This window comes from uncultured Subdoligranulum sp. (assembly GCF_963931595.1).
Lineage (GTDB): Bacteria > Bacillota > Clostridia > Oscillospirales > Ruminococcaceae > Gemmiger.
In genome coordinates this window covers 1,525,899-1,551,155 of record NZ_OZ007030.1, presented here as the reverse complement: position 1 = coordinate 1,551,155, position 25,257 = coordinate 1,525,899, and the positions used below count along the sequence as shown (strand labels likewise).

Genomic DNA, 25,257 nt, shown 5'->3' with positions numbered 1-25,257 from the left:
CTCCCTCCTCAGATGATGATGCCTTCACAGTGATCGATCTCGTGCTGGATGATCTCCGCCGTCCAGCCGGTAAAATTTTTGATGCGGGTCTGGAACTGCTCGTTCTGCCACTGCACCTTGATGGTCTTCCACCGCTTCACCGGGCGGACGCCGGTCAGGGAAAGACAGCCCTCCTCGGTGTCATAGGGGCCGGATTTGCGCAGAATCTCGGGGTTGAACATGACCATATACTGCCCATCGTTGTCGAAGGCGATGATGCGCTTGTTCACCCCGATCATGTTGGCGGCCATCCCCACGCAGCCCTCCTTGTGGTAGGCCAGCGTCTCCAGCAGGTCGGCGGCCACGGGCAGGTCGTCGGGGGTGGCGGCCTCCGCCTTGCGGCCGAGAAACAGCACATCCTTGCAGATTTCACGAATCATGGAAATTCTCCTTGCCGGTTATTATAAAAGGTAGGTTAGGGTTGCCACACAATGGGCGGCGCCCCGTGCTGCTGCAAAAAGGCGTTTACCTTTCCGAAGGGCGCCGAGCCGAAAAAGCCCCGGTAGGCGGACAGCGGGCTGGGGTGGGCGGATTCCAGAACCAGCACGGGACGCTGCGCTGCCGCGGCCCGGAACAGGGGTGCGTATTTCTGGGCCGGTTTTCCCCACAGGATGGCGGCCAGCGGCCCGGCGTCCAGAGAGGTCAGATAGGCAAGGGCCGCCCTGGTGAAGGTCTCCCACCCGTGGCCCGCGTGGGAAAAGGCGGCGCCCCTTTCCACCGTCAGCACGGTGTTCAGCAGCAGCACGCCCTGGCGGGCCCAGGGGGTCAGGTCGTTGTGGCGGACCGGCACCGGGCCGAACTCCGCCTCCAGTTCCTTGAAGATGTTCTTGAGGCTGGGCGGCGTCTTGCAGTCATCGGGCACCGAGAAGGAGAGCCCCATGGCCTGGCCGGGCTCATGGTAGGGGTCCTGGCCGAGGATGACCACCCGGACCTGGCGGGCCGGGCAGGCGCGGAACGCCGCAAAGATGTTTTCCGGTGCCGGGTAGACGGTGCGGGAAGCAGCAGCCCCGGTCACAAAGGCGTCCAGCGCCGGAAAGTAGGGCTTGGCGCACTCGGAGGCGAGAAAGGGAGCCCAGTCACTGTCCTTAAGGGGTGCCAGTTGATCGTGCAGCAGCATAAACGATCTTCCTTCCATAGAATTTTCACCAGTATACCACAGGAAGGCAGGGCTTGCAATGTGCGGTCAAACGCGGTATAATAGCATTTATGTTGCGGCACTGTGCCGCAGGAGAGTTTATTAAAGGGGAGAATTCTCTATGCGTTCGATCAAGACCAAACTGCTGAGCCTGGGCATGGCCGGTTCCATGCTGCTGACGCTGGCGGGCTGCAATCTGTCCACGCCGTCCAGTGTGGGCACCATCGGGGATGTGGAAATCCCGGCGGGTGTGTATCTGCTGGCCCAGTATAATGCATATAACACGGCGTCCGGCCTGGCGGATCTCGCCACCGGGGAGACCGCCAACGACGTGAAGGCCGTCCTGAAGGCGGAGTGCACCGGCACCATCGGGGACGAGGAAGTCACGGCCACCGGTGCGGAGTACATTGAAAAGCTGACCATGCGGGCCATCGAGTATTACGCGGCGGTGGAAACCAAGTTCGCGGAACTGGGTGCCACGCTGGAAGATGCCGCCACCTCGGAAGTAGCCGACAATGCGGACAGCATGTGGGAGTCCAACGGGGATCTCTACGAGGCCAACGGCATCGGCAAAACCAGCCTGACGAGCTACCTGACGAATGCCCAGAAGGCCAGCACGATCCTGCAGCTGGTCTACGGCCCGGACGGTACCGAGCCGGTAAGCGATGAGGAATACACCGATTTTGTGAATAACTCCTGCTACTACATCGAGAGCGTGGAGATCCCGCTGGTGGATTACAACACCTACACCATGGCGGACGACGACCAGAAGGCCCAGCTGCAGGCGCTGGCGGAACAGTGCCGCGATGAGCTGAGCCAGGAGGCCGACAGCGCCACCACCTCCAGCAGCGCGCTGTATGAGGCGGCTTCCACCTACGTGCCCCAGGCCATGGAAGTGATGGGCGCCACGATGGAGGATGCCACCCAGGCCCTGTATTATGCCAGCTCCCGGCTGTATACGCCGGATGATCTGTCCACCTACGGGGATGATGAGTACAACAACCTCACCGACCCGCTGGACGAGGCGGGCATGAACCAGTGGACGGTGGTGGATCTGGGCACGATGCTGCTGGTGGCGCGCCGGATCGATCCGTTCAAGACCTACACCATCGCCCAGCTGACAAGCATGTACGATCTGCTGACCGCCATGAAGAGCGAAGAACTGATGAATGAATTCTACGCGGACGGCGCCGCGCTGCCCCACGCACTGAACGAAGGCGCCATGAAGACCTACAGCGCCTCCAAAATTAAAAAGAACGTCTGAGACTGAACTTGGCCGGGAGCATCATGGAATGCCCCCGGTCTTTTTCTTGGAAAAGGAGGAACGCCATGACCCAGAACAAGACCGTCAACCTGCTGCTGGAAATCCTGGGCTGTTTCATTTCGGCGGCGGGCATCTACAGCTTCGCGGTGGCGGCGGAGGTGCCTGTCACCGGCATCGCCGGTATCTCCGCCATCCTGTACCGCCTGTTCGGCCTGCCCATGGGCCTGAGCAACGTGCTGATCAATGTGCCCATCGTCATTTTAAGCTACAAGCTGCTGGGCCGGTCCTTCCTGCTGCGCAGTTTGCGCTGCATGATTCTCTTCGCCGTCTTCACCGACTACCTGCTGCCGGTCATGCCGGTGTACACCGGCAACCGTCTGCTGGCCACCATCTGCGGCGGCGTGGTGGGCGGCATCGGCGATGCGCTGATCTACATGCAGAATTCCAGCACCGGCGGCATGGATTTCATCACGATGGCCATCAAGGCCAAGCGGCCCCATCTGCCCTTCGGCAACCTGACCTTCGGTGCGGCGCTGGCGGTCATCCTGCTCAACGGGGTGGTCTTCCGGGATGTGGATTCCATCATCTACGGTCTGATGTTCAACTTTATTGTGGCGGCGGTCATCAACAAGATGATGTTCGGTTTCTCCTCCTCCATGCTTGCCCTCATCGTCACCGATGACGGCAAGGCGGCCTGCGAGGAGATCGACCGGGTGGCCGACCGCGGCTCCACGATCCTGCAGGGGCGGGGCGGCTACGGCGGCCAGCCCAAGGACGTGGTGCTCTGCGCCTGTTCCAACAAGCAGCTCTACGAGATCGAGCACGCCATGCAGACGCTGGACCCCGGCTGCTTCATCATCATGCTGCAGTCCAACGAGGTGCAGGGCGAAGGCTTCCGCCGCCTGGAACTGGGCAAAAACGACGAGAAAGTCTCCTGAAACAAAAAAGAGGCAGCCAGCCGGCATAGTACTTCCATTTTCCTACATCAGGGGGATTTTGTCTATTGTCTGTTTTTACTGGTTCGGTTCAAACGGCCCCCGGCGGGAATTTGCCACAAAAAAAGCACAGGGCAGAACCCTGTGCGGCGGTTACGGTTTGGCAGTGGGAGCAGGGGCGGGTTTGTCGGGCGGGTATTCGCCCTGAAGCTTGGCCTCCATCCGGCTCAGGCGCGCCTCCAGCTCGTTGATGCGGTTGTTGAGGATGTCGGGCAGGGCCTGCTGGTCCAGGTCGTCGGCGGGGCAGCACTTGATGTTGCCCACCCGCACCACCTCGGCGGGTACGCCCACGGCGGTGGCGTTGGCAGGCAGATTCTTCAGGACCACGCTGCCGGCGCCCACACGGACGTTGTCGCCGATGTAGACGGGGCCCAGCACCTTAGCGCCGGCGCCCACCAGCACGTTGTTGCCCAGCGTGGGGTGGCGCTTGCCGGTATCCTTGCCGGTGCCGCCCAGCGTCACGCCGTGGTAGATGGTGCAGTTGTCGCCGATCTCGGTGGTTTCGCCGAAGACGATGCCCATGCCGTGGTCGATGAACAGCTTGTGGCCGATCTTGGCGCCGGGGTGAATCTCGATGCCGGTCAGATGGCGGGAGACCTGGCTGATGAGCCGGGCAATGAAGAACAGCTTCTTCTGATAGAGAAAATGTGCGATGCGGTGCGTGACCAGCACGTGAAAACCGGGGTACAGGATGATGACCTCCAGCACGTTGCGGGCGGCGGGGTCCTTATCCCGGATGTTTTTTGCGTCTTCCCAAAGACCCATGATGATTTCCTTTCCCTAAAACCAAGCGATACATATCTAAATACTAGCACACTTTGCCGTAAAAGGCAATCATCCGGACAGGGACGTGTATTTTTGTCAAAATGTCCAAAAGTTGACGCAAAAATCCATAAAATCCCTCGATGCGGAAAGGACCGCTTTGCATTGACACTGACGGTCCGGCATGGTACAATAAGTAAAATCTGTGTAAGGGGAGAGGTGCGCCGTATGATGAGCTGTTCTGCCAGCTTCAAAATCTACGGTGGGGTGTTCTTTCCCGGCACTGCACGGGGTATTGCTTTTTGACTTTTCCCTTTTTCGGGAAAAGTTTTTTTTTGCCCGCACGCCGAATCGCGTGGGGCGCCGCCAAGAAAAACAGGAGGTCTTGCCATGCTGATCCGCAACGCAAAAGACTATAACGGGAAGCCGGTGGAACTCTGGCTGCGCGACGGCAAAATTGCCGCCGTGGGCCTGGGACTTCTGGTGCCGGACGGGGAGGAAGTGCTGGATGCCAAGGGCCGCACGGTGCTGCCCGCCTTCATCGATACCCACTGCCATTGGCGCACGCCGGGCTTTGAGTACAAGGAAGACATCGCCACCGGTTCTGCGGCGGCTGCCGCGGGCGGCTACACCTTCGTAAATCTGATGCCCAACACCAAGCCGGTGTGTTCCTCGGCGGAGATCGCCCACGCGGTGGAGGCGGAAGCCAAACGCATCGGTCTGTGCGATGCCAACCAGACGGTTTCCATCACCAGGGACTTTGACGGCAAGACCATCGATCACCTGGCCACTCTGCCCGACGATATCAGGTTCATCACCGAGGACGGCCACGGCGTCATGAACAACGCGGTGATGGCCCGGGTCTTTGCCCTGGCCACCGAGCGGGGCCTGACGGTCATGTCCCACGCGGAGGACAGCGACATCAGCCCCTGGGACTACCGCCTGGCGGAGAACATCGAGACGGTGCGCAACTGCCACCTGGCCGAGTACTACGGCACCCGGCTGCACATGTGCCACGTCTCCACCAAGGAGGCGGTGGACGCCATCCGGGTGAGCCGGATGCGGGGCGCGCGGGTCAGCTGCGAAGTGACGCCCCACCACCTGTGGTTCGATGACAGCCGCCTGCAGTACAAGGTCAACCCGCCCATCCGCAAGGTGGATGATGTGGCGGCGCTGATCGAGGCCATCAAGGACGGCACCGTCACCTGCATCGGCACCGACCACGCCCCCCACACCGCGGAGGAGAAGGAAAAGGGCGCCGCCGGCATGGTGGGGCTGGAGACCGCTTTCGGCGTCTGCTACACCAAGCTCTGCCGGGAACAGTGCCTGCCGCTGGAGCTGCTCAGCTTCCTGATGAGCGCCGGCCCGGCCACCGTGATGGGCCTGGCGGACCATAAGGGTCTGCTGCAGCCCGGCTACGACGCCGATGTGGTGCTGGTGGACCTGGACCACATGTACCAGGTGGACGCCTCGGAGCTGCACAGCAAGAGCAAGAACTGCCCCTACGACGGTGCCTATCTCTACGGCAAGGTCATCACCACCATCAAGGGCGGCAAGGTCACCTTTCAGATTGAGGAATAACAACGAGAAAAGAACGGGGGAACCATCATGACCAACATGGATAAACTGTACGAGAGCGTCGCGGCCAACGGCCCTGTCTGCGTGGGTCTGGACACCGAGATCAGCTACCTGCCCACCACCGACACCGCCAAGACGGCAGGGGAGAATGTGGTGGAATTCAACCGCGCGCTGATTGCCGCCACCAAGGGTGTGGCGGGCTGCTACAAGGTGCAGATCGCCTACTATGAATCCCTGGGTCTGGACGGTATGCGCGCCTACGCCGAGACGCTGAAGATGGCGCGGGCCACCGGCCTGCCGGTCATTGCCGACATCAAGCGGGGCGACATCGCCAAGACCGCCGAGATGTACGCCAAGGCCCACTTCACCGGCGACTTCGAAGCCGACATCGTCACGCTGGCCCCCTACATGGGTCTTGACTCCATCAGCCCCTATCTGCCCTACTGCAAGGAGCAGGGCAAGGGCGTGTTTGTGCTCTGCCGCACCTCCAACCCCGGCGCCAAGGATTTTGAGTACCAGAAACTGGCCGACGGCCGCCACATCTACGACCTGGTGGGCGACAGCCTCACCGAGTTGGGCAAGGATTACATGGGCGAGCACGGCTATTCCAGCGTGGGTCTGGTCATCGGCGGCACCTACACCGAGGAAGCCACCGCCATCCGCACGGCCTACAAGAACACCTTCTTCCTGATCCCCGGCTACGGTGCCCAGGGCGGCAAGGCGGCCGACATCGCCCAGTACCTGACCAAGGGCAACGGCGGCGTGGTCAATTCCAGCCGCGGCATCCTGCTGGCCTACAAGAAGCAGCCCGGCGTGGCCTTTGACGAGGCCGCTTACAACGAATGCGTGCGTATGCGGGAGGATATCCAGAGTGAGTGCAATAAGCTGTAAACTTCAGGTGCTGGCCCAGGAAGCCCTGGCGCCGGACATCCGCCGCCTGGTGGTGCAGTGGCAGGACCCCCGCCACGAACCCCATGCCGGTCAGTTCTATATGCTCCGGGCCTGGGCGCCCGACGCCACCCCCATTCTGTCCCGGCCCATCAGCGTCCACGACTTTGACAACCAGAGCGGCGCGCTGACCTTCCTGTATCAGGTCAAGGGGGAGGGCACCCAGAAGCTGGCGGCCCTGCAGCCGGGCCAGACGGTGACCGTCACCGGCCCCTGCGGCAACGGGTTTGATGCCGCGGCCCTGGCCGGACAATATCAGAGAATCGCCGTGGTAGGCGGCGGCATCGGCACTGCGCCGCTGCTGCTGCTCTGCAAGCAGCTCTGCCGCGCCGGCGTGCGCCCCGACCTGTTCGTGGGCTTCCGGGATGAGCCCTACGGCATGGAGAGCTTCGTGCCCTGGTGCCACACCATCCACCTGGCCACCGATTCCGGCGCCCACGGCCACCACGGCCTGGTCACCGACCTGCTGGACGCCGCCAACTACGATGTGGTGCTCACCTGCGGCCCCATGGTCATGATGCGCGGTGTTGCCAAACTCTGCGCGGCGGCGGGCACGCCCTGCCTGGCCAGCCTGGAAAAGAAGATGGCCTGCGGACTGGGCGCCTGCCTGGGCTGCACCTGCCACACCAAGGTGGGCCCCCGCACGGTCTGCAAGGACGGACCGGTATTCAAAGCCGAGGAGGTGTTTGACTGATGGCAGACCTGCATGTGGATTTTCTCGGCAAGCGTTTGGCCGGCCCGGTCATCGCCGCTTCCGGTACCTTTGGTTTCGGCCCGGAGTACGCCGACATCGAGGACCTGCGGGTGCTGGGCGGCATCTCCGGCAAGGGGCTGACCCTCCACGGCCAGCCCGGCAACGAGGGCGAGCGCCTCTACGAGACGCCCTCCGGTCTGATGAATTCCATCGGGCTGCAGAACCCCGGCGTACAGCATTTCATTGACAACGAGCTGCCGGCCATGCGCAAATGCGGCACCACCGTCTGGGCCAACCTGGGCGGCCACACCATCGAGGAAAATGTGGAGGGCGTGGAGATGCTCTGCGCCGCCGGCATCGATGTGCTGGAACTGAACATCAGCTGCCCCAATGTGAAGCAGGGCGGGCTCGCCTTCGGTATCCGGGCACAGGATGCCAGCGAGGTGGTCAGCGCCGTGCGCAAGGTCTGCACGGTGCCGCTGGTGGTCAAGCTCAGCCCCCAGGCGGAGAGCATCCCCGAGATGTGCAAGGCGGTGGAGGCGGCGGGGGCCGACGGCATCAGCCTGTGCAACACCTTCCAGGCCTGCGCCATCGACCTGGAAAAGCGTCGCCCGGTGTTCAACAACACCTTTGCGGGGCTGTCCGGCCCGGCGGTGCGCCCCATCGCCCTGCGGATGGTCTGGCAGGCAGTGGGCGCCGTCAAGATCCCCGTGGTGGGGCTGGGCGGCATCCTCACCGGCAAGGATGCGCTGGAATTCATCATGGCCGGCGCGGCCGCGGTGCAGGTGGGCACGGCCAACTTCCTGGACCCCCAGGCCTGTGTGCGCATCACCGCCGAGATCGGCCAGTGGATGGATGCCCACGGCGTCAGGACCCTGGACGAGATCCGCGGCTGCGCCCGCAGCTGATTTGAGTTTTTATGCATCTATCTTGTAATAATATACAGACTGTGCTAGGATAAAAGGAAGAGAAACTACAGGAGGAACCTATCATGGCGAGAGAAGCAATTGAAGTTTTGAAGGAATGTGAAGCCTTCCTGGAGGGGCATTTTCTGCTGTCGTCCGGCCGTCATTCCGGCGCCTACTGCCAGATGGCGTTTCTGCAGCAGTATCCCGACCGCTGCGCCGAGGTCATGGCGCCGGTGGCCGAGAAGCTGAAGGAACTCAACGTGGATGTGGTTGTGGGCCCCGCCATGGGCGGCATCGTCTACGCCTACGAGCTGGGCCGCCAGCTGGGCAAGCGGGCCATCTTCACCGAGCGTGTGGACAACGTGATGACCCTCAAGCGGTTCCGTATCCATCCGGGTGAGCGCTGCATCATCGCGGAGGACGTGGTCACCACCGGAGTTTCCAGCCTGGAAACCAAGCGCGTCATCGAGGAAGCGGGCGGCGTCTGCCTGGGCATTGCCTGTGTGGTGGACCGCACCCGGGCCGAAGCGCCGTCTCCCATTCCCATCGTGGCCAGCGCGCTGAAGCTGGACCTGCCCAACTACGCCCCGGAAGAATGCCCCATCTGCAAGGAGGGCAAGCTGCCGCTGGTCCATCTGGGCAGCCGCAAGATGAAGGAAGCGGCCAAGCAGACTCTTTAATAAGAAACAGGGAGTTTAGAATATGCAGGCATATCTGATACTGGCAAACGGCCGGGTGTTCCGCGGGCAGAGCATTGGCTGCCCCGGCACCACCATCGGCGAAGTGGTGTTTGCCACCGGTATGGTCGGCTTTGAGGAAACGCTGACCGACCCCAGCTACTACGGGCAGATCATCACCCAGACCTACCCGCTCATCGGCAACTATGGCATGAACCATGAGGATGTGGAGAGCACCAAGGTCTGGGCGCAGGGGTACATTGTCCGCGAAGCGTGCAAGACGCCCTCCAACTTCCGCAGTGAGGAAACGCTGGATTCTTTCCTCAAACAGTATGGCATCATCGGCATCGAGGGCATCGACACCCGCAGCCTGACCCGCACCCTGCGGGAGAGCGGCGTCATGAACGGTGCCATCACCACCGAGTTTGATCCCGACGCGGAGCCCGAGAAGGTGGCGGCGATCATGCCGCAGATCCAGGCCTACGCCGTGGTGGACGCAGTCAAGACCGTCACCTGCCGGCAGGCCACCACCTACGAGCCCACCGCCCAGGGCGCCTGGGGCGAAACGCCGCTGCATGTGGCGCTGCTGGACCTGGGCTGCAAGAACAACATCGTGCGCTGCCTGCAGAAGCGCGGCTGCCGTGTGACGGTGCTGCCCGGCTACACCACCGCCGCCCAGCTGAAGGCGCTGAACCCCGACGGGCTGATGCTGTCCAACGGCCCCGGCGACCCGGCGGAAAACGTGGAGATCATCAAGAACATCGGCGAGATGCTGGATAGCGGCATTCCGGCCTTCGGCATCTGCCTGGGCCATCAGCTGACGGCGCTGGCCGCCGGCGCCAAGACCTGCAAGCTGAAGTACGGCCATCGCGGCGCCAACCAGCCGGTCAGCCATATCAGCGGCAGCCGCACCTTCATCACCAGCCAGAACCACGGCTACGCGGTGGAAGGGGAGACCCTGCCCGCCGAGGTGGGCCGTGTGAGCTACCGCAACGCCAACGACGGCACCTGCGAGGGCGTGGATTATTTCCGCTGGAACTGCTTCACGGTGCAGTTCCACCCCGAGGCCAACGGCGGCCCCAAGGATACCGAGTTCCTGTTTGACGAGTTTGTCAGCCGCATGCTGGCAGCGAAAGGAGTAACCGACAATGCCTAAAGACCCGCGGATCAAAAAGGTGCTGGTCATCGGATCCGGCCCTATCATCATTGGTCAGGCGGCAGAGTTTGACTATTCCGGCACCCAGGCCTGCCGCGCCCTCAAGTCGGAGGGCGTGGAGACGGTCCTCGTCAACTCCAACCCTGCCACCATCATGACCGACCCCGATATCGCCGATCATGTCTACATCGAGCCGCTGACGGCGGAAGTGGTCGAGCGCATCATCGAGAAGGAAAAGCCCGATGCCATCCTGCCCAACCTGGGCGGCCAGATGGGCCTGAACCTCTCGATGGAGCTGGCCCGCAACGGTTTCCTGGACCGCAGCGGCGTGCGCCTGCTGGCCTGCAAGCCGGAGACCATCGACCGCGCCGAGGACCGGCAGCTCTTCAAGGATACCATGGAAAAGCTGCACCAGCCGGTCATTCCCTCCAAGGTGGTGGAAGACCTGGACGATGCGCTGGACTTCGCCGATGTCATCGGCTATCCCGTCATTGTCCGTCCCGCCTTCACCATGGGCGGCACCGGCGGCGGCATCTGCGAGGACCGGGAAAAGCTCCATGAGATCGCCACCAACGGTCTGCGCCTGTCGCCCATCCACCAGATCCTGGTGGAGAAGTGCATCTCCGGCTGGAAAGAGATCGAATACGAGGTCATGCGTGACTCCAAGGGCAACGTGATCACCGTCTGCAACATGGAGAACCTGGACCCCGTGGGCATCCACACCGGCGACTCCATCGTCGTGGCCCCCAGCCAGACCCTTTCCGACAAGGAATACCAGATGCTGCGCACTGCGGCGCTGGATATCATCACCGAGCTGGGCATCGAGGGCGGTTGCAACTGCCAGTTCGCCCTCAAGCCGGACAGCTTCGAATATGCGGTCATCGAGGTCAACCCCCGTGTGTCCCGTTCCTCGGCGCTGGCCTCCAAGGCCACCGGCTATCCCATCGCCAAGGTGGCCACCAAGATCGCCCTGGGCTACACCCTGGACGAGATCACCAACGATGTCACCGGCGAGACCTGTGCCTGCTTCGAGCCGGCGCTGGACTACGTGGTGGTCAAATACCCCAAGTGGCCCTTCGACAAGTTCGTCTACGCCGACAAATCCCTGGGCACCCAGATGATGGCCACCGGCGAGGTCATGGCCATCGGCAACAACTTCGAGCACGCCATGATGAAGGCGGTGTCCTCCATCGAGCTGGGCATGGACACCCTGACGCTGCCCGCCTTTGAGCAGCTCTCCACCGAGGAAGTCATCGAACACCTCCACGTGCAGGATTCCGAGCGCGCCTTCTGCGTCTACGAGGCCCTGAAGCGGGGCGTCTCCCACGAGACAATCTACAACATCACCAAGATCGACTGGTGGTTCCTGGACAAGATGCAGCACCTGGCCGACATTGAGATGGGCCTGCAGCGGGGCGAGCTGACCAGGGAGAAATACCTGGAGGCCAAGAAGTACGGCTTCCTGGACAAGACCATCCAGCGGCTGGCCAAGGTGGACAAGCTGCCGGCAGCTCCCAAGGCTTCCTTCAAGATGGTGGATACCTGCGCGGCGGAGTTTGCCGCCAAGACGCCCTACTTCTACTCCACCTTCGACGAGGACAACGAGGCGGAGCAGTTCATCGCCGAGCGCAGCGACCCCAAGAAGAAAAAGGTGCTGGTCTTCGGTTCCGGCCCCATCCGCATCGGCCAGGGCATCGAGTTCGACTACTGCTCGGTGCACGCGGTCTGGACGCTGAAACAGCACGGCTGCGAGGCCATTCTGGTCAACAACAACCCCGAGACGGTTTCCACCGACTTCGACACCGGCGACCGCCTCTACTTCGACCCTCTGAACCCCGAGAGTGTGGACCATATCATCGCCACCGAGAAGCCGGACGGCTGCCTGGTGCAGTTCGGCGGCCAGACCGCCATCAAGCTGGCCAAGCATATGGACGACATCGGTCTGCCCATTTTGGGCACGCCGGCTGACGCCATCGACGAGGCGGAGGACCGGGAGCGCTTTGACGAACTGCTGGAGCGCTGCGGCATTCCCCGTCCCGAGGGCCGCACGGTCTACACCCTGGACGAGGCCCTCAAGGCCGCCCAGGAGGTGGGCTACCCGGTTCTGATGCGCCCCTCCTACGTGCTGGGCGGCCAGAACATGATCGTGGCCTACAACTCCGCCGACGTGGTGGAGTATATGGGCGTCATCACCGCCCACGTGGATATGAGCCACCCGGTGCTGATGGACAAATACATCTACGGCACCGAATGTGAAGTGGACGCCATCTGCGACGGCACCGACTACCTGGTGCCCGGCGTCATGGAGCAGATCGAGCGCACCGGCGTGCATTCCGGCGACTCCATCTGTGTCTACCCGCCCTACAACTTCAGCCAGAAGGTCATCGACACGCTGGTGGATTACACCGGCCGCTTTGCCCGGGAACTGAAGGTGGTGGGCCTGGTCAACGTCCAGTACGCCGTGCAGGATGGCAAGGTCTACGTCATCGAGGTGAACCCCCGTTCCAGCCGCACGGTGCCCTACATCAGCAAGGTCACCGGCGTGCCCATGGTGGATCTGGCGGTGCGCTGCACGCTGGGTGAGAAGCTCAAGGATATGGGCTACGGCACCGGCCTGTGGCGCGGCGGCAAGAGCCCCTACTACGCCGTCAAGGTGCCGGTCTACAGCTTCCTGAAGCTGCATGGCGTGGACACCATGCTGGGCCCCGAGATGAAGTCCACCGGCGAAGTGCTGGGCATCGCGCCCACCTTCCACGAGGCCATGATGAAGGGCCTCGTGGCGGCCGGCTACCAGTTCAAGGTGCCGGGCCCCGGTTCCTGCGTCATCATCACGGTGAAGGACAGCGACAAGAAGGAAGCCGCCGAGCTGGCCTGGAAGCTGCATGACTACGGCTACAAGATCTACGGCACCTCCGAGACCGCCCGCTATCTCAACAGCCAGATGGTCCCCTGCAGCGTGGTGCGTCAGATGAGCGGCGCCCGTCCCAACGTCATCGACCTGCTGGAAAGCGGTCTGGTGGATTACATCATCTCCACCAGCCCCCATGGCCGTGACCCCCACCGCGACTCGGTGAAGTTCCGCCGCAAGGCCACCGAGCTGTCCATCCCGTGCATCACGGCGCTGGATACTGCCCGCGTGCTGGTGGACGCCCTGCGCGGCGACCACGATATCAGCCAGATGGAACTGGTGGATATCGCCCGCCTGCATCAGGACGCCAAACAGGATTGATTTTATGAAAAAATGTGCCCGTACCGTGTGGTGCGGGCACATTTTTTGTGGATTCTGCGATAAAATTTGCGCCGGGCTGGCAGAAAAAGCAGCGTCTATTCGCTGAATGACGGAATTTGCGCGGCTGTATTTGGGGAATTTTAGACCATTTGCCGATTTCCGTCTCAATTGGTCAAAAACGCTTGATTCTGCGCGGTATTTTTTCTATAATATGGGGCGTAACAATAACAGGCACCATGCCTAAGCAATAGGGAGTATAAAGGAATTATGACGAGATCTCAGTTGATTACCAAAGTTGCAAACGACACCGGCATGACCAGCGGCGAAGTGGAAAAGGTCATGGACTGCATTTTCGGCACCATCGGTGACGTGCTCAAGGGCGGCGACAAGGTTACGATTGCGGGTTTTGGCCGTTTTGAGATGCGGGAGCGCCAGACCAAGAACTTTACCAATCCCAAGACGAAGGTGACCAGCAAGCTGGAGCCCACCGCCATCCCCGGCTTCAAGGCCAGCGGCCGCCTCAAGGAGAAGGTCGCCCAGTAAATCCTGTTACCCCACCGTTCGGACCGCCCTTGCAGGCGGTCTTCTTTTGTGAGCCCATAACAAAACCCCCGCCCAGATTTCCATCCGGGCGGGGGGGGGGGTTCGTCATTTCAGGTTGGGCCGGTCCTGGTCGCCGTCTGCCTTGAACAGCACGAAGTTTTCCGGCTTGTTTGTGAAATAGTAATATTCGGTGTTCTCCCGCAGCGGGGGCGTCAGGTAGTTGGGAATGATGCAGCCGTCTCCCTCCAGCCGCTCAGTGAAGCCCGCCGCCTGCCAGATCGCCGCCGGAATACCCACGTTGTAGCAGTCCATATACTCGGCGCCGGTGCGGTGCAGGATGGCGTCCAGGGCGCCGCCCAGCCGCGGCAGGACCCGGTCCTCGCCGATGTAGTCCACCAGCCGGACCACCGGCACGCAGCCGGTCTCCCGGGCGGTGACGGTGCGGGTGACAACGTAGGCCAGCAGCTTGCCGTGCTCCCGGGCCGCCCACACATCGTAGTGAAAGTGGGGATAGTGGAAATACCGCCGCCGCAGATACCAGGTGTCCTTGCGGGGTGTATGGGGCGTGGGGGGCATGCCCAGGGGGATCAGGTCAGCGGCCGACTCGATTTTCTCCAGCCCCAGGTCCCGCTGCACGGGGGGCAGGGTATAGCGCAGCGGCTTGGCCAGCTGGTAATCGGAGCGCCGTCCCAGCCGGTAGTAGTGGGGGATGCGTCCGGCCTGCCATCCCAGAAACTGGTAGAAGGTGCAGGTGTTGGGCCGGATGTTGTTGCAGGCCAGCACGTCGGCGTGCAAAAGGCCGGGCAGCGCATTCATCAGTTCCAGGCCCACGCCGTTGTGTCCCTTGGCGGCCACCCAGACGCTGACCCACACATCGGGCCGGCGCGCCGTGTTGGCCAGTATGTATCCGGCGGCGCTCACATAGCGGCCGTCCTGTTCGGCCACGGCGAACTGGGGCACACCGCCGCGCCCGGCATAGTAGTGGTGGTAGAGTTCAGGGCGATTGAGCAGCGGCAGCCGCATGTCAAAGTGCTCATTGATGAAGTCGATGATGGCCCGGTCTTCGCCCAGTCGGGCCAGACGGAATGTCACGTCAGACAATGGCCGAACCTCCCGTCACCGGCAGCGTCACGCCGGTAATGAAGCCCGCCTCGTCGGAGAGCAGGAACGCCATGGCGGGCACTACGTCCTCTGGGGTGGCGTTGCGGCCCATGGGGTTGTCGGCCGCCGCTGCCTGCACGATGAGGTCGGGAGTGTCCTTGAGGAAGTGGGTCTCCATCATGCTGGGGGCCACGCAGTTCACCGTGACACCGAACTTGGCATACTCCACGGCCAGGCTCTTCACCAGGCCGCCGATGGCGCTCTTGGCCATCACGTAGGCGGCGGTGTTTTTGGGCGGGCAGCCGATGGTGTAGCTGGTCTGGATAAAGAGCACCCGGCCGAACTTGGCCCGGGCCATGGCGGGCAGAATGCCCCGGCAGATGCGGATGGCGCTGTGCACTTCAATTTCCAGGTCCTTGTCGAAGCGGGTCTGGTCGAAGGCCTTGAACTTGGTGTTGATCACGGGGAGCGCCGGCAGATGGATGAAGTGGGTGGGGGCGGGGGCAGAGGTCTCCAGCAGCTGCATGAAGGTGTCTACCTTGGCCCGGTCGGACAGATCCACGTCAAAGGGACGGACCTGTCCCGGAAAACGCTGGCACAGGGACGCCAGCTTGTCCAGATCGCCGCAGCCCTGGGCAAGGACCAGCGCGTCGGGGGCGCCGTTCAGCAGGCGGGCGATCAGGGCACGGCCCACATCGCTGGTGGCGCCGGTGATCAGATACGTATACGACATAGCGGAAACCTCCCTTATTTGGCAAGGCCTGCTTTGATGATACCCCGGGTGACGCGCTGGCCGTTCTGGTTGGTGATGACGGCCTTGATCTCGGCCTCGCTGCCGATCTCGCTGACCCGCAGGACGGTGCCTTTCACGGTCAGGGTGTCGCCGATAAAGACCGGCTTGGCAAACTTGCACTCCACGCCGTGGAGCAGGCAGTGCTCGCCGGGCAGGTACACGCCGGCCAGCGTGGAGAAAAAGCTGGCACCCAGCATGCCGTAGACCACCCGGCCGGGATAGCCGCGGTCCTTGGCGTAGTCGGCGTCGATGTGGATGGGGGAGACATCACCGGTAATGGTCCGGAAGGCCTCCATCATCTCGGCGGTGACCGTGACGGTGAATTCCTCGGTCAGGCCGGGCACCATCTCAGCCAGGGTATAGTGGTTCATCGCAGACTCCTTTATTCCTTCGAAAAAAGGCGGCTCAGAGCCGCCCCTTACAGGATGTGTTACACTTCCCGGTTCATCAGACCATGCGGGCCACCAGGTCCAGCAGGTCGCCCACGTCCTTGAGGCCGCGGACATCCGAGAGCTTGAACTTGATATTGAATTTCTTTTCGATGGCGGTCAGCAGGTTGATCTGTTCCAGGCTGTCCCAGTCCTCGATGTCGTCGGCGCAGGTATCGCGGGTGATGACCAGCGTGTCGTCGTCGAAGTTGTCACGGAAAATATCCTGCACCGCAGTCAAAATATCCTGTTCGGTCATAATGTTTCTCCTTTAAAGATTGGTAATTACCCATACTATAGCATAAATCCATGCGCGGCGCAAGAAAAGTTGTAAAAGAGCGGCGGAATTCTGCCCTTCAGAAACCGTAATCCTCCAGCCGTTTTTCCAGTTCGGTCTCGCTGTAGACGGGCACGCCCTGCTGCAGGGCCAGTACGTCTGCCTCGGGCAGCAGCCGGGTGTAGATCTCGTCGTACTGGGCCAGCGGTCCGGTGCCGTCCCCGGTGTACAGCGCCAGATGGCCGGCGTTGTCCTTTAAAAGGTAGAGGGGTTCTGCCCTGCGGGCGCTGCCCCGCCAGAGAAACCATACGCTGATGACAAGACACACCAGCGCCGCCGCGCCCAGCGCCCAGAGATACACCGAAGCACCCCGTCTGTGTTTGTTTTCCATCCTAAGCCCTCCTTTTGCGTTAGTATGGGACGATATGGCGGCAAAAAAACAAAAACTTGTGAATTTTGCGGAACAGACTGTACTTTTGCGATGGTTTTGTGGTATAATCCATTCTATAACATTCTGCAATTCTGTGTTCCGGCTCTGCCGGCAATGCTTTTTCGGATCGTATCAAAGGAGGCGGTTCCCATAGAACCCAAAAAGGAGCGTCATCTTTCCATGGGTGGCGCAAAGTCTGGAAACGGTGCCACGGGGCAGTTTGACCCGGTCAATCCGCAGGACCCCAAGAAGAAAAAGAAGAAGAAACGCCGCAGTATTCCCGGCATGATTCTTCGGTTCATCGGCTGTGTGTTCTGCGTGGGCATCATGCTTTGCAGTGTGGGCGGTGTGCTGCTGTCGATGTATATCGTGCAGGTCACCGCGGATGACGGCGAGGTCCTGGACCTGGACAACCAGAAAAACAAGCAGACCACCATCATCTACGACAAGAACGGCAACGAGTACGCCACGCTGACCCAGGGCGAAAACCGTATCTGGCGCGAACTTTCGGCCATGCCGGAGAATCTGCAGCATGCGGTCATCGCCATCGAGGACAAGGACTTCTACCACGAGCCCGGCATCAACATCAAGCGTACCATCGGCGCGGCCCTCAACGAGTTCACCGACCACGCCATCTACGGCTCCCAGCAGGGTGCTTCCACGCTGGAGCAGCAGCTGGTCAAGAACTTGACCGGCGACGATGAGGTGGACAAGATGCGTAAGGTGCGCGAAATTTTCCGCGCCCTGGGTCTTGCCAACCGCTACAGCAAGGAGACCATCCTGGAAGCCTACCTGAACACCATCCCGCTGACGGGCATTGTCTGCGGCATGGAGGCGGGCGCCCAGGAATATTTCGGCAAGCATGTGGAGGATCTGACCCTGTCGGAGTGCGCGGTGCTGGCTTCCATCACCAAGAACCCCACGGCGTACAATCCCTTCACCAACCCGGAAAACCTCATCACCCGGCGCAACCACGTGCTGTATGAGATGTATACCCAGGGGTATATCACCGAGGATGAGTACAATTCCGCCTGTGCCGAGACCATCACGCTGACCGAGACCAGCAGCTCCACCGAGAACGCCACCCGTTCCTCCCAGAACTCCTACTTCACCGATGCGCTCTACTATGAGCTGCTCAACGATCTGCAGGAGAAGCTGAACATGACGGCGGACGAGGCCAAGTCGATGATCTTCAACGGCGGTCTGCGCGTCTACTCCACCGTGGACCCCGAGGTCCAGACGGCCATCGAGAATGCCATGTACGACGCGGAGGGCAACATCCCGGCGCTGTGGCATGAGGAGGCAGTCTGCTTGCGGGATTACCCGGCGGATACCAGCAGCTGGGACGAAGTCCAGTTCGACGAGAACACCGGTCTGCCGCTGACCAAGGATGGTCTGGCAGTGTACGGCGTGGACGACATCCCGGTCTACACCGATGACGAGCATACCACCCTCAAGATGGGTACTTCCACCGACGACAACTACCCCAACGATGATACCGAGTACCTCTGCGTGTACGAAACGGTGCGCACCCAGGCGGCCATTGCCACGCTGGACTATGACGGCAACATCCTGGGTATTGGCGGCGGTGTCGGTGAGAAGAAATACGACCTGGGCACCAACCGCGCCACCATCCCGCACCAGACCGGTTCTACCATGAAACCCATCGGTGCCTACTGCCTGGCGCTGGACTACAAGCTGATCAACTACTCCTCCCAGGTGCTGGATGCGCCTTTCTATGCGGCGGAGGACAAGCGGGTGCTGAAGGATCAGTATTCCTATATGGATCCGTATTCCGAAGCGGCCCAGTCCCGTTCGGATGTCTGGCGTGCCTGGCCCACCAACTACGGCGGCGCCGGCGGTCAGGGCAACCCCATGCTGGTGTACGACGCCCTGCGTCAGTCCTACAACACGGTGGCTGTCTGGGTCGGCAACATGGTGGGCGTGGACTTCCTGTACAACTTTGTCCACGATACCCTGGAATGCACCTATATCGACGCTGAGACCGATATGGACCTGGGCCCGCTGGTGCTGGGTTCCCAGAGTCACGGTATGACGGTGGTGCAGCTGGCCGGTGCCTACAGCATCTTCTATGACGGCACCTTCACCACGCCGCACTACTACACCGAGATCACCGACTACCAGGGCAACGAGGTGCTGGATAACACCAAGTATATCAACACCATTCAGGCCATTGACCCGACCACGGCCTATATCATGAACCGCATGATGGCCAACGTCCTGAAGAGCGGCGGTACGGCCAGCGGCATGGCGCCGGAAGGCGACATCGAGGCGGTGGCCAAGACCGGTACGACCAGTGACTACAAGGATTACACCTTTGCGGGTCTGACGCCCTACTATGTCACCACGCTGTGGTGGGGTTGCGACAAGCCCACCAGCCTGTATGAGCTGGGGCGTGCGGGCCGCAGCGGCAAGCCCATCCAGCTGGTCTGGAAGTCGCTGATGGAAACCCTGCAGGCCGACAAGGAGGCGGCAGAGTTCCCCATGCCGGATGGCGTTGTGGCCAAGCAGTTCGATACCTCCACCGGTGCGATTGTTTCGGGCGGCGGTGCCACGGGCTACTACACCGAGGACAACCTCCCCGACGACAGCTATTCGACGCCGGAAGTGGATCCCTACGCGGCGCTGGCACAGCAGGCGGCGGAGGGCGCGCAGGCTACGGATTCGACCCAGCCTGCGGATGCCACCGCCCAGCCGGCAGCCTGATGCTGTAACTCTTTGCGACCACCCCGATGCACTGCATCGGGGTGGTCGTCTGTTTTTCACTCGCGCACAAAAAGCTGCCGTAGAAAAACAGGTGGCAAAGTGGTGGAACGCTGTGCAAAATGCCAAAAACGGGCAAAAGGCGGGGCAAGAGGCTTGCAAAGTGGTGGTTTCGGTGGTATGATGATGCTTGTCGAAACTACAACTGTACGCAAGGAGGGGACAACATGCCGGATCGCCGATTCCTGCTGGTGGATGCGGCCGTTCTGCCGGAAGTGTTTCTCAAGGTGTTGCAGGCCAAGGAACTGCTGGCTTCTGGTGCGGTGACCAACATTTCTACGGCGGCTCGTCAGGCAGGCATTTCCCGCAGTGCCTTTTATAAATATAAGGATACGGTGTTTGACGCCGAAGCAGGGCGGGAGTCCATCACGGTGGTGGCCACCCTGCTGGATAAAACAGGCGCTTTGCAGGCGCTGCTGTCGGGCATTTCCGCCGCCGGCGCTTCCATCGTGACCATCACCCAGTCCCGGCCGGAGAACGGCGCGGCCCAGGTGGAAGTCACGGTGCGCACCGGCACGATGCAGATGCCGGTGGAGGAGATGCTCACCCGCCTGTCCCATCAGCCCTGTGTGGTGGAGATCCACCGGGGGGCCTGAAGCGGGGGCAGCCGGCCTTTGATAAGCAAGTAAGGGGGAAACATAGATGGCTAAAATCGCAATCATGGGCTTCGGCACCGTCGGCAGCGGCGTGCTGGAGGTCTGCCGCCGCAATGCGGCATCCATTGCCCGCCGTGCCGGCGAGCCGGTGGAAGTGAAATACATTCTGGATGTGCGGGACTTTTCCGGTTCGCCGGATGCGGCCCTGTTCACCAATTCCCTGGACACCATCCTGGCCGATCCGGAGGTCAAGGTGGTGGTGGAGACCATCGGCGGCACCAAGTTTGCCTACCCGTATGTGCGGCAGTGCCTGGAGAGCGGCCGCAGCGTCTGCACCTCCAACAAGGAGATGGTGGCCACCTACGGCGCCGAACTGCTGGCGCTGGCGCGGGAGCACGGTGTGGCCTTCCTGTTTGAGGCCAGCGTGGGCGGCGGCACCCCCATCATCACCCCGATGCATCAGTGCCTGGCGGCCAACCATATCAGCCGCATCCAGGGCATTGTGAACGGCACCACCAACTTCATGCTCACCAAGATGAAGCGGGAGAATATGGGCTTTGCGGAAGCCCTCAAGATCGCCCAGCAGCTGGGCTATGCCGAAACGAAGGACCCCGGCGACGATGTGGACGGCCGCGACGCCTGCCGTAAGATCGCCATTCTGGCCAGCCTTGCCTGCGGGCACCACATCTATCCCGACAACATCCCCACCCGGGGTATCCGGGACATCACCGTCACCGACATCAAGGCGGCGGAAAAGCTGGACAGCGCCATCAAACTCATCGCCTGGTACGACGAGGGGGAGAACGGTCGGATGGCGGTGGGCGTGGAGCCCATGCTGGTGCCCAACTCCAACCAGTTGGCGGGCGTGGACGATGTCTTCAATGCGGTGCTCATGCAGGGCGATATGCTGGGCGATGTGGTCTTCTACGGCAAGGGCGCCGGCAAGCTGCCCACGGCCAGCGCCGTGGTGGCCGATGTGATCGATGCCCTCAAGGAGGGCGTCAAAGTCCATGACAGCCTCTTCTGGAAACCCGCCCCCAAGCTGGAGGGTATGGTGAAGGACCCCGGCACCTACGCCTGGTACATCCGGGTGTGCGGTGTGGCGGCGGCGCTGCTGCCCAAGGTGGCGGGCGCGGGCCATGTGGTGCTGGAGGAGCAGGACCAGGCGGCCTACCGCATCGATGCGGCCACCGTGGACCAGCTGGAGGAGATCCGCGGCAAGATCGAGGTCCTCGGCGGGAAAGTGGCGCTGGTGCTCAAGCAGCTGGCGGACTGAATACAAATCACGAAAGAGAGGGAGCTCTCATATGGTAAAGGTAACGGTTCCTGCGACGAGCGCCAACGTGGGCGCGGGCTTTGACTCGCTGGGCCTGGCGGTCTCGATGCACAACGTCTTCACCTTCGAGGAGTGCAGCGGCATCCAGATTTCCTCTGTGGACGGCACCCATGTGCCGGCCGGCTCCAACAACCTGGTCTATCGCTCGGCGCGGGTGGTGTACGACCAGCTGGGCATTCCCATGCGGGGCCTGCGCATCACCCAGCGCAACGATATCCCCATGGCCCGGGGCCTGGGTTCCAGTTCCGCCTGTATCGTGGCGGGCATCCTGGGCGCCAATGCGCTGCTGGGCAACAAGCTGACCAAGCGCCAGATGCTGACGCTGGCCACCGCCATCGAGGGCCATCCCGACAACGTGGCTCCGGCCATGCTGGGCGGTTTTGTCACCAGCGTCATCGACGAAGGCCAGGTCTACACCGTCAAGAAGGACATCGACCTGGAACTGGCCTTTGCGGCGTTCGTGCCGGATTTCCGGCTGCTGACCGCCAAGGCGCGCGCCGCGCTGCCCCAGATGGTCAGCCACAAGGATGCGGTGTATAACCTGTCCCGTGCAGCCCTGGCCACGGCCGCCTTCTGCGACGGCGACTATGCGCTGCTGGGGGTGGCCACCAAGGATGCGCTGCACCAGCAGTACCGGCTGCCGCTGATTCAGGGCGGCGACGAAGTCTTTGAACTGGCCCTGGACCTGGGGGCGCTGGCGGTGTACATTTCGGGGGCCGGCCCCACCATCATGGCGGTGGTCCACAAGGACGATACCGCCTTCTTTGACCGGGCTGCAGCGGCACTGCAGCAGAGTGAGCTGCTCCGGCATTTTACCGTGCATCGACTGCTGGCGGACAACACCGGCGCGGTGGTGGAGTAAAAAGCCTGCGCATAGATTGAGGAGGAAGAGGATACCTATGGCTTTGATCGTGCAAAAATTCGGCGGTACGTCGGTAAAGGACCGCAACCGCATTTTCAACGTGGCGCGCATCGTCATGAATACGCGCAACGCCGGCAACGACGTGGTGGTGGTGGTGTCCGCCCAGGGCGATACCACCGATGACCTCATCGCCAAGGCGGCCGAGATCACCTCGGATCCGTCCCACCGGGAGATGGATATGCTGCTGGCCACCGGCGAGCAGATTTCCATCGCGCTGCTGACCATGGCGCTGCAGGAACTGGGCGTTTCCGCCATCAGCCTGACGGGCTGGCAGGCAGGCTTCAACACCGACCGTGCCTACTCCAAGGCGCGCATCAAGCGTCTGGACACCGAGCGCGTGGAAAGTGAGCTGGCCCGCAACCGTGTGGTGGTGGTGGCCGGTTTCCAGGGCATCAACCGTTCGGACGACATCACGACGCTGGGCCGCGGCGGCAGCGATACCTCCGCTGTGGCGCTGGCCGCAGCGCTGCACGCCGACCGCTGCCAGATCTACACCGACGTGGAAGGCGTCTACACCGCTGACCCCCGCAAGATCCCCAAGGCAACCAAACTGAAGGAAATTACGTTTGACGAGATGCTGGAACTTGCCTCGCTGGGCGCCCAGGTGCTCAACAACCGCAGCGTCGAACTGGCCAAGAAATACAACGTGGAGCTGGAAGTCATCTCCAGCATCAACCCGGTGCCCGGCACCATCGTAAAGGAGGAAACCAAAGTGGAAGGTATGCTGATCAAAGGCGTGGCGAAGGATAACGATGTCGCGGTTGTCTCTATCAAGAATGTCCCGGATGTGCCGGGTATGTCCTTCAAGGTGTTCAGCCTGCTGGCCCAGAAGAACATCAACGTGGATATCATCCTGCAGAGCTCCGGCAATGAGGAAGGCAAGAAGGACCTGAGCTTCACGGTGCCGCTGGGAGACGCCGAGTCGGCTGTCTCCGCCCTGCAGGCTGCTTCCTCCCGGTTCGGCGGCGGCGATATCAGCGTCGACAAGGAGTCCGCCAAGGTCTCCATCGTGGGCGCCGGCATGCAGAGCCATTCCGGCGTGGCCTCCACCATGTTCGAGGCGCTGTTCAGCCAGAACATCAACATCAAGATGATCTCCACCAGCGAGATCAAGATCAGCGTCATCATCGACAAGAAGGATGCCGACAAGGCTGTGGCGGCCATCCATGACGCTTTCATCAACTGATCGGTCTTTCTGATAACAAAATCCTCCGCACACAGTGCCGTGTGCGGAGGATTTTGTTATCTTGTGGGAATCAGGCCCGCACGGCAGCGCCGCTGAAGCAGCCGCGCCGTTTGAGATAGAGGTAGGCGCCCACACAGATGAGCACCGAGAGCACAGAGCCGCAGACGGTGGCCAGGCCCATGGGCAGCAGCGTGTCGGGGAAGAGCACCGACATCAGGTAGACGCCGGGAATGCGCATGAGCAGGATGGCGCAGATGTTGTGCAAAAAGGAGATCTCCGACCGGCCGTAGGCGCAGAAATACCCGCTGAAACTGAAATGGATACCGGCAAACAGGCAGTCCCAGATGTAGCCGCGGATGTACTGCCCGCCGGCCACCACGACGATGGCATCTGTGGTGAACAGTCCCACCACCGGCTCGGCGATCCACTGCATGAGGATGCTGACGCAGAAGCCGAACCCGGTGGCTATGAGGATGGCGTACCGCAGGGTTTGGGCGGCGCGGTCGTGTTTGCCGGCGCCGATGTTCTGGGCGCCCAGCGCCGAGACGGTGGACAGCATGGAGGACGGCACCAGGAACAGGAAGCTGATGACCTTTTCCACAATGCCCACGGCGGCGGCGTCGCTCAGGCCGCGGCGGTTGGCGATGATGGTGATGACCAGGAAGGCGATCTGGATGAACCCGTCCTGGAACGCCACGGGAAGGCCGATCTTGAGAATCTGCTGCAGAACGCCCCGCCGGGGACGGAGGTCCCGGCGGTGGAGTTTGATGCCGGTCTCCCGCTTGAGGATCACCACCAGGGATACCACCACGCTGATGGCCTGGGAGAGGGTGGTGCCCAGGGCCGCACCGGCGGGGCCCAGTCCCATGGCGCCGATGAACAGATAGTCCAGGGCGATGTTGGCCACACAGGCCACGGCGATGAAGTACATGGGGCTTTTGGAATCGCCCATTCCCCGGAAGATGGAACTGATGATGTTGTAGGCGGTGATACAGGGGATGCCGATGAAGCAGATGGTCAGGTAGGCGGTGGTGCCGGCCACGGCTTCCTCGGGGGTGGACATGACGGCCACGATGGGGCGCACCAGCGCCAGGAAGACCACCATCAGGGCGACGGACACCGCCATGAACAGCGAGACGGTGTTGCCGATGACGGCGGAGGTTTTCTTGTGGTCCTGGGCGCCGATGGCCCGCCCGATGCTGACGGTGGTGCCCATGGCCAGTCCCACGATCATGACGGTGATCATGTGCATGACCTGGCTGCCCACCGAGACGGCGGTGGTGGAGGCTGCGCCCTCATACTGGCCGATGATGAACAGGTCGGCCATGCCGTAGAGCAGCTGCAGAAAATAGGATAAAAGATAGGGCAGCGAAAAGTACAGCACATTGCGCAGTACGCTGCCGGTGGTAAGATTTTTTTCCATGTGCAAAAGCCCCGGCTCCGTCCGCAAAGTGGGCACAAGTGGTTTGGTGCCCG

The 25,257-nt window shown here is 61.8% G+C and carries 24 protein-coding genes; 15 read left to right on the top strand and 9 right to left on the bottom strand.

All coding sequences use genetic code 11. The annotated features are described in order from the left end of the window. Positions 1 to 8: 8 nt before the first annotated feature. Together ABGT73_RS07440 and ABGT73_RS07435 are read right to left on the bottom strand one after the other, a co-directional pair. A complete protein-coding gene (locus tag ABGT73_RS07440) occupies positions 9 to 419 on the bottom strand; it encodes a peptide deformylase (protein WP_346669165.1) in 411 nt (136 codons plus the stop codon). 35 nt (positions 420 to 454) lie between these two features. Then, the gene (locus ABGT73_RS07435) at positions 455 to 1,156 is read right to left on the bottom strand and encodes a uracil-DNA glycosylase (RefSeq protein ID WP_346669164.1); all 702 of its coding nucleotides are present in this window, start codon (positions 1,154 to 1,156) and stop codon (positions 455 to 457) included. A gap of 139 nt (positions 1,157 to 1,295) precedes the next feature. Here ABGT73_RS07435 and ABGT73_RS07430 point away from each other — a divergent pair, with 139 nt between their 5' ends. Continuing rightward, positions 1,296 to 2,438 (top strand): hypothetical protein, encoded by a 1,143-nt coding sequence (locus tag ABGT73_RS07430; RefSeq protein WP_346669163.1) that lies wholly within the window; start codon positions 1,296 to 1,298, stop codon positions 2,436 to 2,438. Positions 2,439 to 2,503: 65 nt separating this feature from the next. Then, positions 2,504 to 3,376, top strand: coding sequence for a YitT family protein (locus ABGT73_RS07425; RefSeq protein WP_346669162.1), 873 nt, complete (start codon positions 2,504 to 2,506; stop codon positions 3,374 to 3,376). A 150-nt stretch (positions 3,377 to 3,526) separates the two neighbouring features. Here ABGT73_RS07425 and epsC read toward each other — a convergent pair whose 3' ends face one another. Next, positions 3,527 to 4,198 carry a serine O-acetyltransferase EpsC gene (epsC, locus tag ABGT73_RS07420; RefSeq protein WP_346669161.1) on the bottom strand — a complete coding sequence of 224 codons (672 nt, stop codon included), beginning with the start codon at positions 4,196 to 4,198 and terminating at the stop codon, positions 3,527 to 3,529. 387 nt (positions 4,199 to 4,585) lie between these two features. On the opposite strand from epsC, the gene ABGT73_RS07415 reads away from it, so the two are divergent. The 8 genes from ABGT73_RS07415 (at position 4,586) to ABGT73_RS07380 (ending at position 13,928) form a co-directional block, all read left to right on the top strand. Beyond that, positions 4,586 to 5,776: a dihydroorotase gene (locus ABGT73_RS07415; protein ID WP_346669160.1), complete on the top strand. Its 1,191-nt coding sequence runs from the start codon at positions 4,586 to 4,588 to the stop codon at positions 5,774 to 5,776. Positions 5,777 to 5,803: 27 nt separating this feature from the next. Beyond that, on the top strand, positions 5,804 to 6,664 hold the full coding sequence (gene pyrF, locus ABGT73_RS07410; RefSeq protein WP_346669159.1) for an orotidine-5'-phosphate decarboxylase: 861 nt from the start codon (positions 5,804 to 5,806) through the stop codon (positions 6,662 to 6,664). Beyond that, positions 6,645 to 7,415 (top strand): dihydroorotate dehydrogenase electron transfer subunit, encoded by a 771-nt coding sequence (locus tag ABGT73_RS07405; RefSeq protein WP_346669158.1) that lies wholly within the window; start codon positions 6,645 to 6,647, stop codon positions 7,413 to 7,415. The genes pyrF and ABGT73_RS07405 overlap by 20 nt, the downstream gene beginning before the upstream one ends. Further along, on the top strand, positions 7,415 to 8,323 hold the full coding sequence (locus ABGT73_RS07400) for a dihydroorotate dehydrogenase (protein ID WP_346669157.1): 909 nt from the start codon (positions 7,415 to 7,417) through the stop codon (positions 8,321 to 8,323). Before ABGT73_RS07405 ends, ABGT73_RS07400 begins: the two co-directional genes overlap by 1 nt. An 83-nt stretch (positions 8,324 to 8,406) precedes the next feature. Continuing rightward, positions 8,407 to 9,003 (top strand): orotate phosphoribosyltransferase, encoded by a 597-nt coding sequence (gene pyrE, locus ABGT73_RS07395; RefSeq protein WP_346669156.1) that lies wholly within the window; start codon positions 8,407 to 8,409, stop codon positions 9,001 to 9,003. 22 nt (positions 9,004 to 9,025) lie between these two features. Next, positions 9,026 to 10,156 (top strand): glutamine-hydrolyzing carbamoyl-phosphate synthase small subunit, encoded by a 1,131-nt coding sequence (gene carA, locus ABGT73_RS07390; protein ID WP_346669155.1) that lies wholly within the window; start codon positions 9,026 to 9,028, stop codon positions 10,154 to 10,156. Further along, a complete protein-coding gene (carB, locus tag ABGT73_RS07385) occupies positions 10,149 to 13,385 on the top strand; it encodes a carbamoyl-phosphate synthase large subunit (protein ID WP_346669154.1) in 3,237 nt (1,078 codons plus the stop codon). The genes carA and carB overlap by 8 nt, the downstream gene beginning before the upstream one ends. A gap of 267 nt (positions 13,386 to 13,652) precedes the next feature. After that, entirely contained in the window at positions 13,653 to 13,928 is a 276-nt protein-coding gene (locus tag ABGT73_RS07380; RefSeq protein WP_007047087.1) for an HU family DNA-binding protein, read from the top strand. Between the two features lie 105 nt (positions 13,929 to 14,033). Here the strand turns inward: ABGT73_RS07380 and ABGT73_RS07375 are convergent, their stop codons facing one another. From ABGT73_RS07375 to ABGT73_RS07355, 5 genes are all read right to left on the bottom strand, one after another. Then, complete coding sequence (locus ABGT73_RS07375) at positions 14,034 to 15,029, bottom strand: hypothetical protein (protein ID WP_346669153.1); 996 nt, start codon at positions 15,027 to 15,029, stop codon at positions 14,034 to 14,036. Further along, positions 15,022 to 15,762: an SDR family oxidoreductase gene (locus ABGT73_RS07370; protein ID WP_346669152.1), complete on the bottom strand. Its 741-nt coding sequence runs from the start codon at positions 15,760 to 15,762 to the stop codon at positions 15,022 to 15,024. The genes ABGT73_RS07375 and ABGT73_RS07370 overlap by 8 nt, the downstream gene beginning before the upstream one ends. 14 nt (positions 15,763 to 15,776) lie before the next feature. Continuing rightward, a complete protein-coding gene (locus ABGT73_RS07365) occupies positions 15,777 to 16,193 on the bottom strand; it encodes a MaoC family dehydratase (RefSeq protein WP_346669151.1) in 417 nt (138 codons plus the stop codon). Positions 16,194 to 16,269: 76 nt separating this feature from the next. Further along, complete coding sequence (locus ABGT73_RS07360; RefSeq protein ID WP_346669150.1) at positions 16,270 to 16,509, bottom strand: acyl carrier protein; 240 nt, start codon at positions 16,507 to 16,509, stop codon at positions 16,270 to 16,272. 97 nt (positions 16,510 to 16,606) lie between these two features. Then, positions 16,607 to 16,918, bottom strand: coding sequence for a hypothetical protein (locus ABGT73_RS07355; protein ID WP_346669149.1), 312 nt, complete (start codon positions 16,916 to 16,918; stop codon positions 16,607 to 16,609). Between the two features lie 219 nt (positions 16,919 to 17,137). Here ABGT73_RS07355 and ABGT73_RS07350 point away from each other — a divergent pair, with 219 nt between their 5' ends. From ABGT73_RS07350 to ABGT73_RS07330, 5 genes are all read left to right on the top strand, one after another. Beyond that, positions 17,138 to 19,684, top strand: coding sequence for a transglycosylase domain-containing protein (locus ABGT73_RS07350; protein ID WP_346669148.1), 2,547 nt, complete (start codon positions 17,138 to 17,140; stop codon positions 19,682 to 19,684). Positions 19,685 to 19,908: 224 nt separating this feature from the next. Continuing rightward, entirely contained in the window at positions 19,909 to 20,337 is a 429-nt protein-coding gene (locus ABGT73_RS07345) for an amino acid-binding protein (protein WP_346669147.1), read from the top strand. Between the two features lie 46 nt (positions 20,338 to 20,383). After that, a complete protein-coding gene (locus tag ABGT73_RS07340; protein WP_346669146.1) occupies positions 20,384 to 21,613 on the top strand; it encodes a homoserine dehydrogenase in 1,230 nt (409 codons plus the stop codon). Positions 21,614 to 21,644: 31 nt separating this feature from the next. Continuing rightward, on the top strand, positions 21,645 to 22,535 hold the full coding sequence (gene thrB, locus ABGT73_RS07335) for a homoserine kinase (RefSeq protein ID WP_346669145.1): 891 nt from the start codon (positions 21,645 to 21,647) through the stop codon (positions 22,533 to 22,535). 37 nt (positions 22,536 to 22,572) lie between these two features. Next, entirely contained in the window at positions 22,573 to 23,781 is a 1,209-nt protein-coding gene (locus ABGT73_RS07330) for an aspartate kinase (protein ID WP_346669144.1), read from the top strand. 70 nt (positions 23,782 to 23,851) lie between these two features. Here the strand turns inward: ABGT73_RS07330 and ABGT73_RS07325 are convergent, their stop codons facing one another. Next, positions 23,852 to 25,204 carry an MATE family efflux transporter gene (locus ABGT73_RS07325; protein ID WP_346669143.1) on the bottom strand — a complete coding sequence of 451 codons (1,353 nt, stop codon included), beginning with the start codon at positions 25,202 to 25,204 and terminating at the stop codon, positions 23,852 to 23,854. Positions 25,205 to 25,257 lie beyond the last annotated feature (53 nt).

Bases quoted from the DNA above. Each gene is read 5' to 3' on its own strand.
- ABGT73_RS07440 (WP_346669165.1), bottom strand. From the start codon at position 419: ATGATTCGTGAAATCTGCAAGGATGTGCTGTTTCTCGGCCGCAAGGCG.
- ABGT73_RS07435 (WP_346669164.1), bottom strand. From the start codon at position 1,156: ATGCTGCTGCACGATCAACTGGCACCCCTTAAGGACAGTGACTGGGCT.
- ABGT73_RS07430 (WP_346669163.1), top strand. From the start codon at position 1,296: ATGCGTTCGATCAAGACCAAACTGCTGAGCCTGGGCATGGCCGGTTCC.
- ABGT73_RS07425 (WP_346669162.1), top strand. From the start codon at position 2,504: ATGACCCAGAACAAGACCGTCAACCTGCTGCTGGAAATCCTGGGCTGT.
- epsC (WP_346669161.1), bottom strand. From the start codon at position 4,198: ATGGGTCTTTGGGAAGACGCAAAAAACATCCGGGATAAGGACCCCGCC.
- ABGT73_RS07415 (WP_346669160.1), top strand. From the start codon at position 4,586: ATGCTGATCCGCAACGCAAAAGACTATAACGGGAAGCCGGTGGAACTC.
- pyrF (WP_346669159.1), top strand. From the start codon at position 5,804: ATGACCAACATGGATAAACTGTACGAGAGCGTCGCGGCCAACGGCCCT.
- ABGT73_RS07400 (WP_346669157.1), top strand. From the start codon at position 7,415: ATGGCAGACCTGCATGTGGATTTTCTCGGCAAGCGTTTGGCCGGCCCG.
- pyrE (WP_346669156.1), top strand. From the start codon at position 8,407: ATGGCGAGAGAAGCAATTGAAGTTTTGAAGGAATGTGAAGCCTTCCTG.
- carA (WP_346669155.1), top strand. From the start codon at position 9,026: ATGCAGGCATATCTGATACTGGCAAACGGCCGGGTGTTCCGCGGGCAG.
- carB (WP_346669154.1), top strand. From the start codon at position 10,149: ATGCCTAAAGACCCGCGGATCAAAAAGGTGCTGGTCATCGGATCCGGC.
- ABGT73_RS07380 (WP_007047087.1), top strand. From the start codon at position 13,653: ATGACGAGATCTCAGTTGATTACCAAAGTTGCAAACGACACCGGCATG.
- ABGT73_RS07370 (WP_346669152.1), bottom strand. From the start codon at position 15,762: ATGTCGTATACGTATCTGATCACCGGCGCCACCAGCGATGTGGGCCGT.
- ABGT73_RS07365 (WP_346669151.1), bottom strand. From the start codon at position 16,193: ATGAACCACTATACCCTGGCTGAGATGGTGCCCGGCCTGACCGAGGAA.
- ABGT73_RS07360 (WP_346669150.1), bottom strand. From the start codon at position 16,509: ATGACCGAACAGGATATTTTGACTGCGGTGCAGGATATTTTCCGTGAC.
- ABGT73_RS07355 (WP_346669149.1), bottom strand. From the start codon at position 16,918: ATGGAAAACAAACACAGACGGGGTGCTTCGGTGTATCTCTGGGCGCTG.
- ABGT73_RS07350 (WP_346669148.1), top strand. From the start codon at position 17,138: ATGGGTGGCGCAAAGTCTGGAAACGGTGCCACGGGGCAGTTTGACCCG.
- ABGT73_RS07345 (WP_346669147.1), top strand. From the start codon at position 19,909: ATGCCGGATCGCCGATTCCTGCTGGTGGATGCGGCCGTTCTGCCGGAA.
- ABGT73_RS07340 (WP_346669146.1), top strand. From the start codon at position 20,384: ATGGCTAAAATCGCAATCATGGGCTTCGGCACCGTCGGCAGCGGCGTG.
- thrB (WP_346669145.1), top strand. From the start codon at position 21,645: ATGGTAAAGGTAACGGTTCCTGCGACGAGCGCCAACGTGGGCGCGGGC.
- ABGT73_RS07330 (WP_346669144.1), top strand. From the start codon at position 22,573: ATGGCTTTGATCGTGCAAAAATTCGGCGGTACGTCGGTAAAGGACCGC.
- ABGT73_RS07325 (WP_346669143.1), bottom strand. From the start codon at position 25,204: ATGGAAAAAAATCTTACCACCGGCAGCGTACTGCGCAATGTGCTGTAC.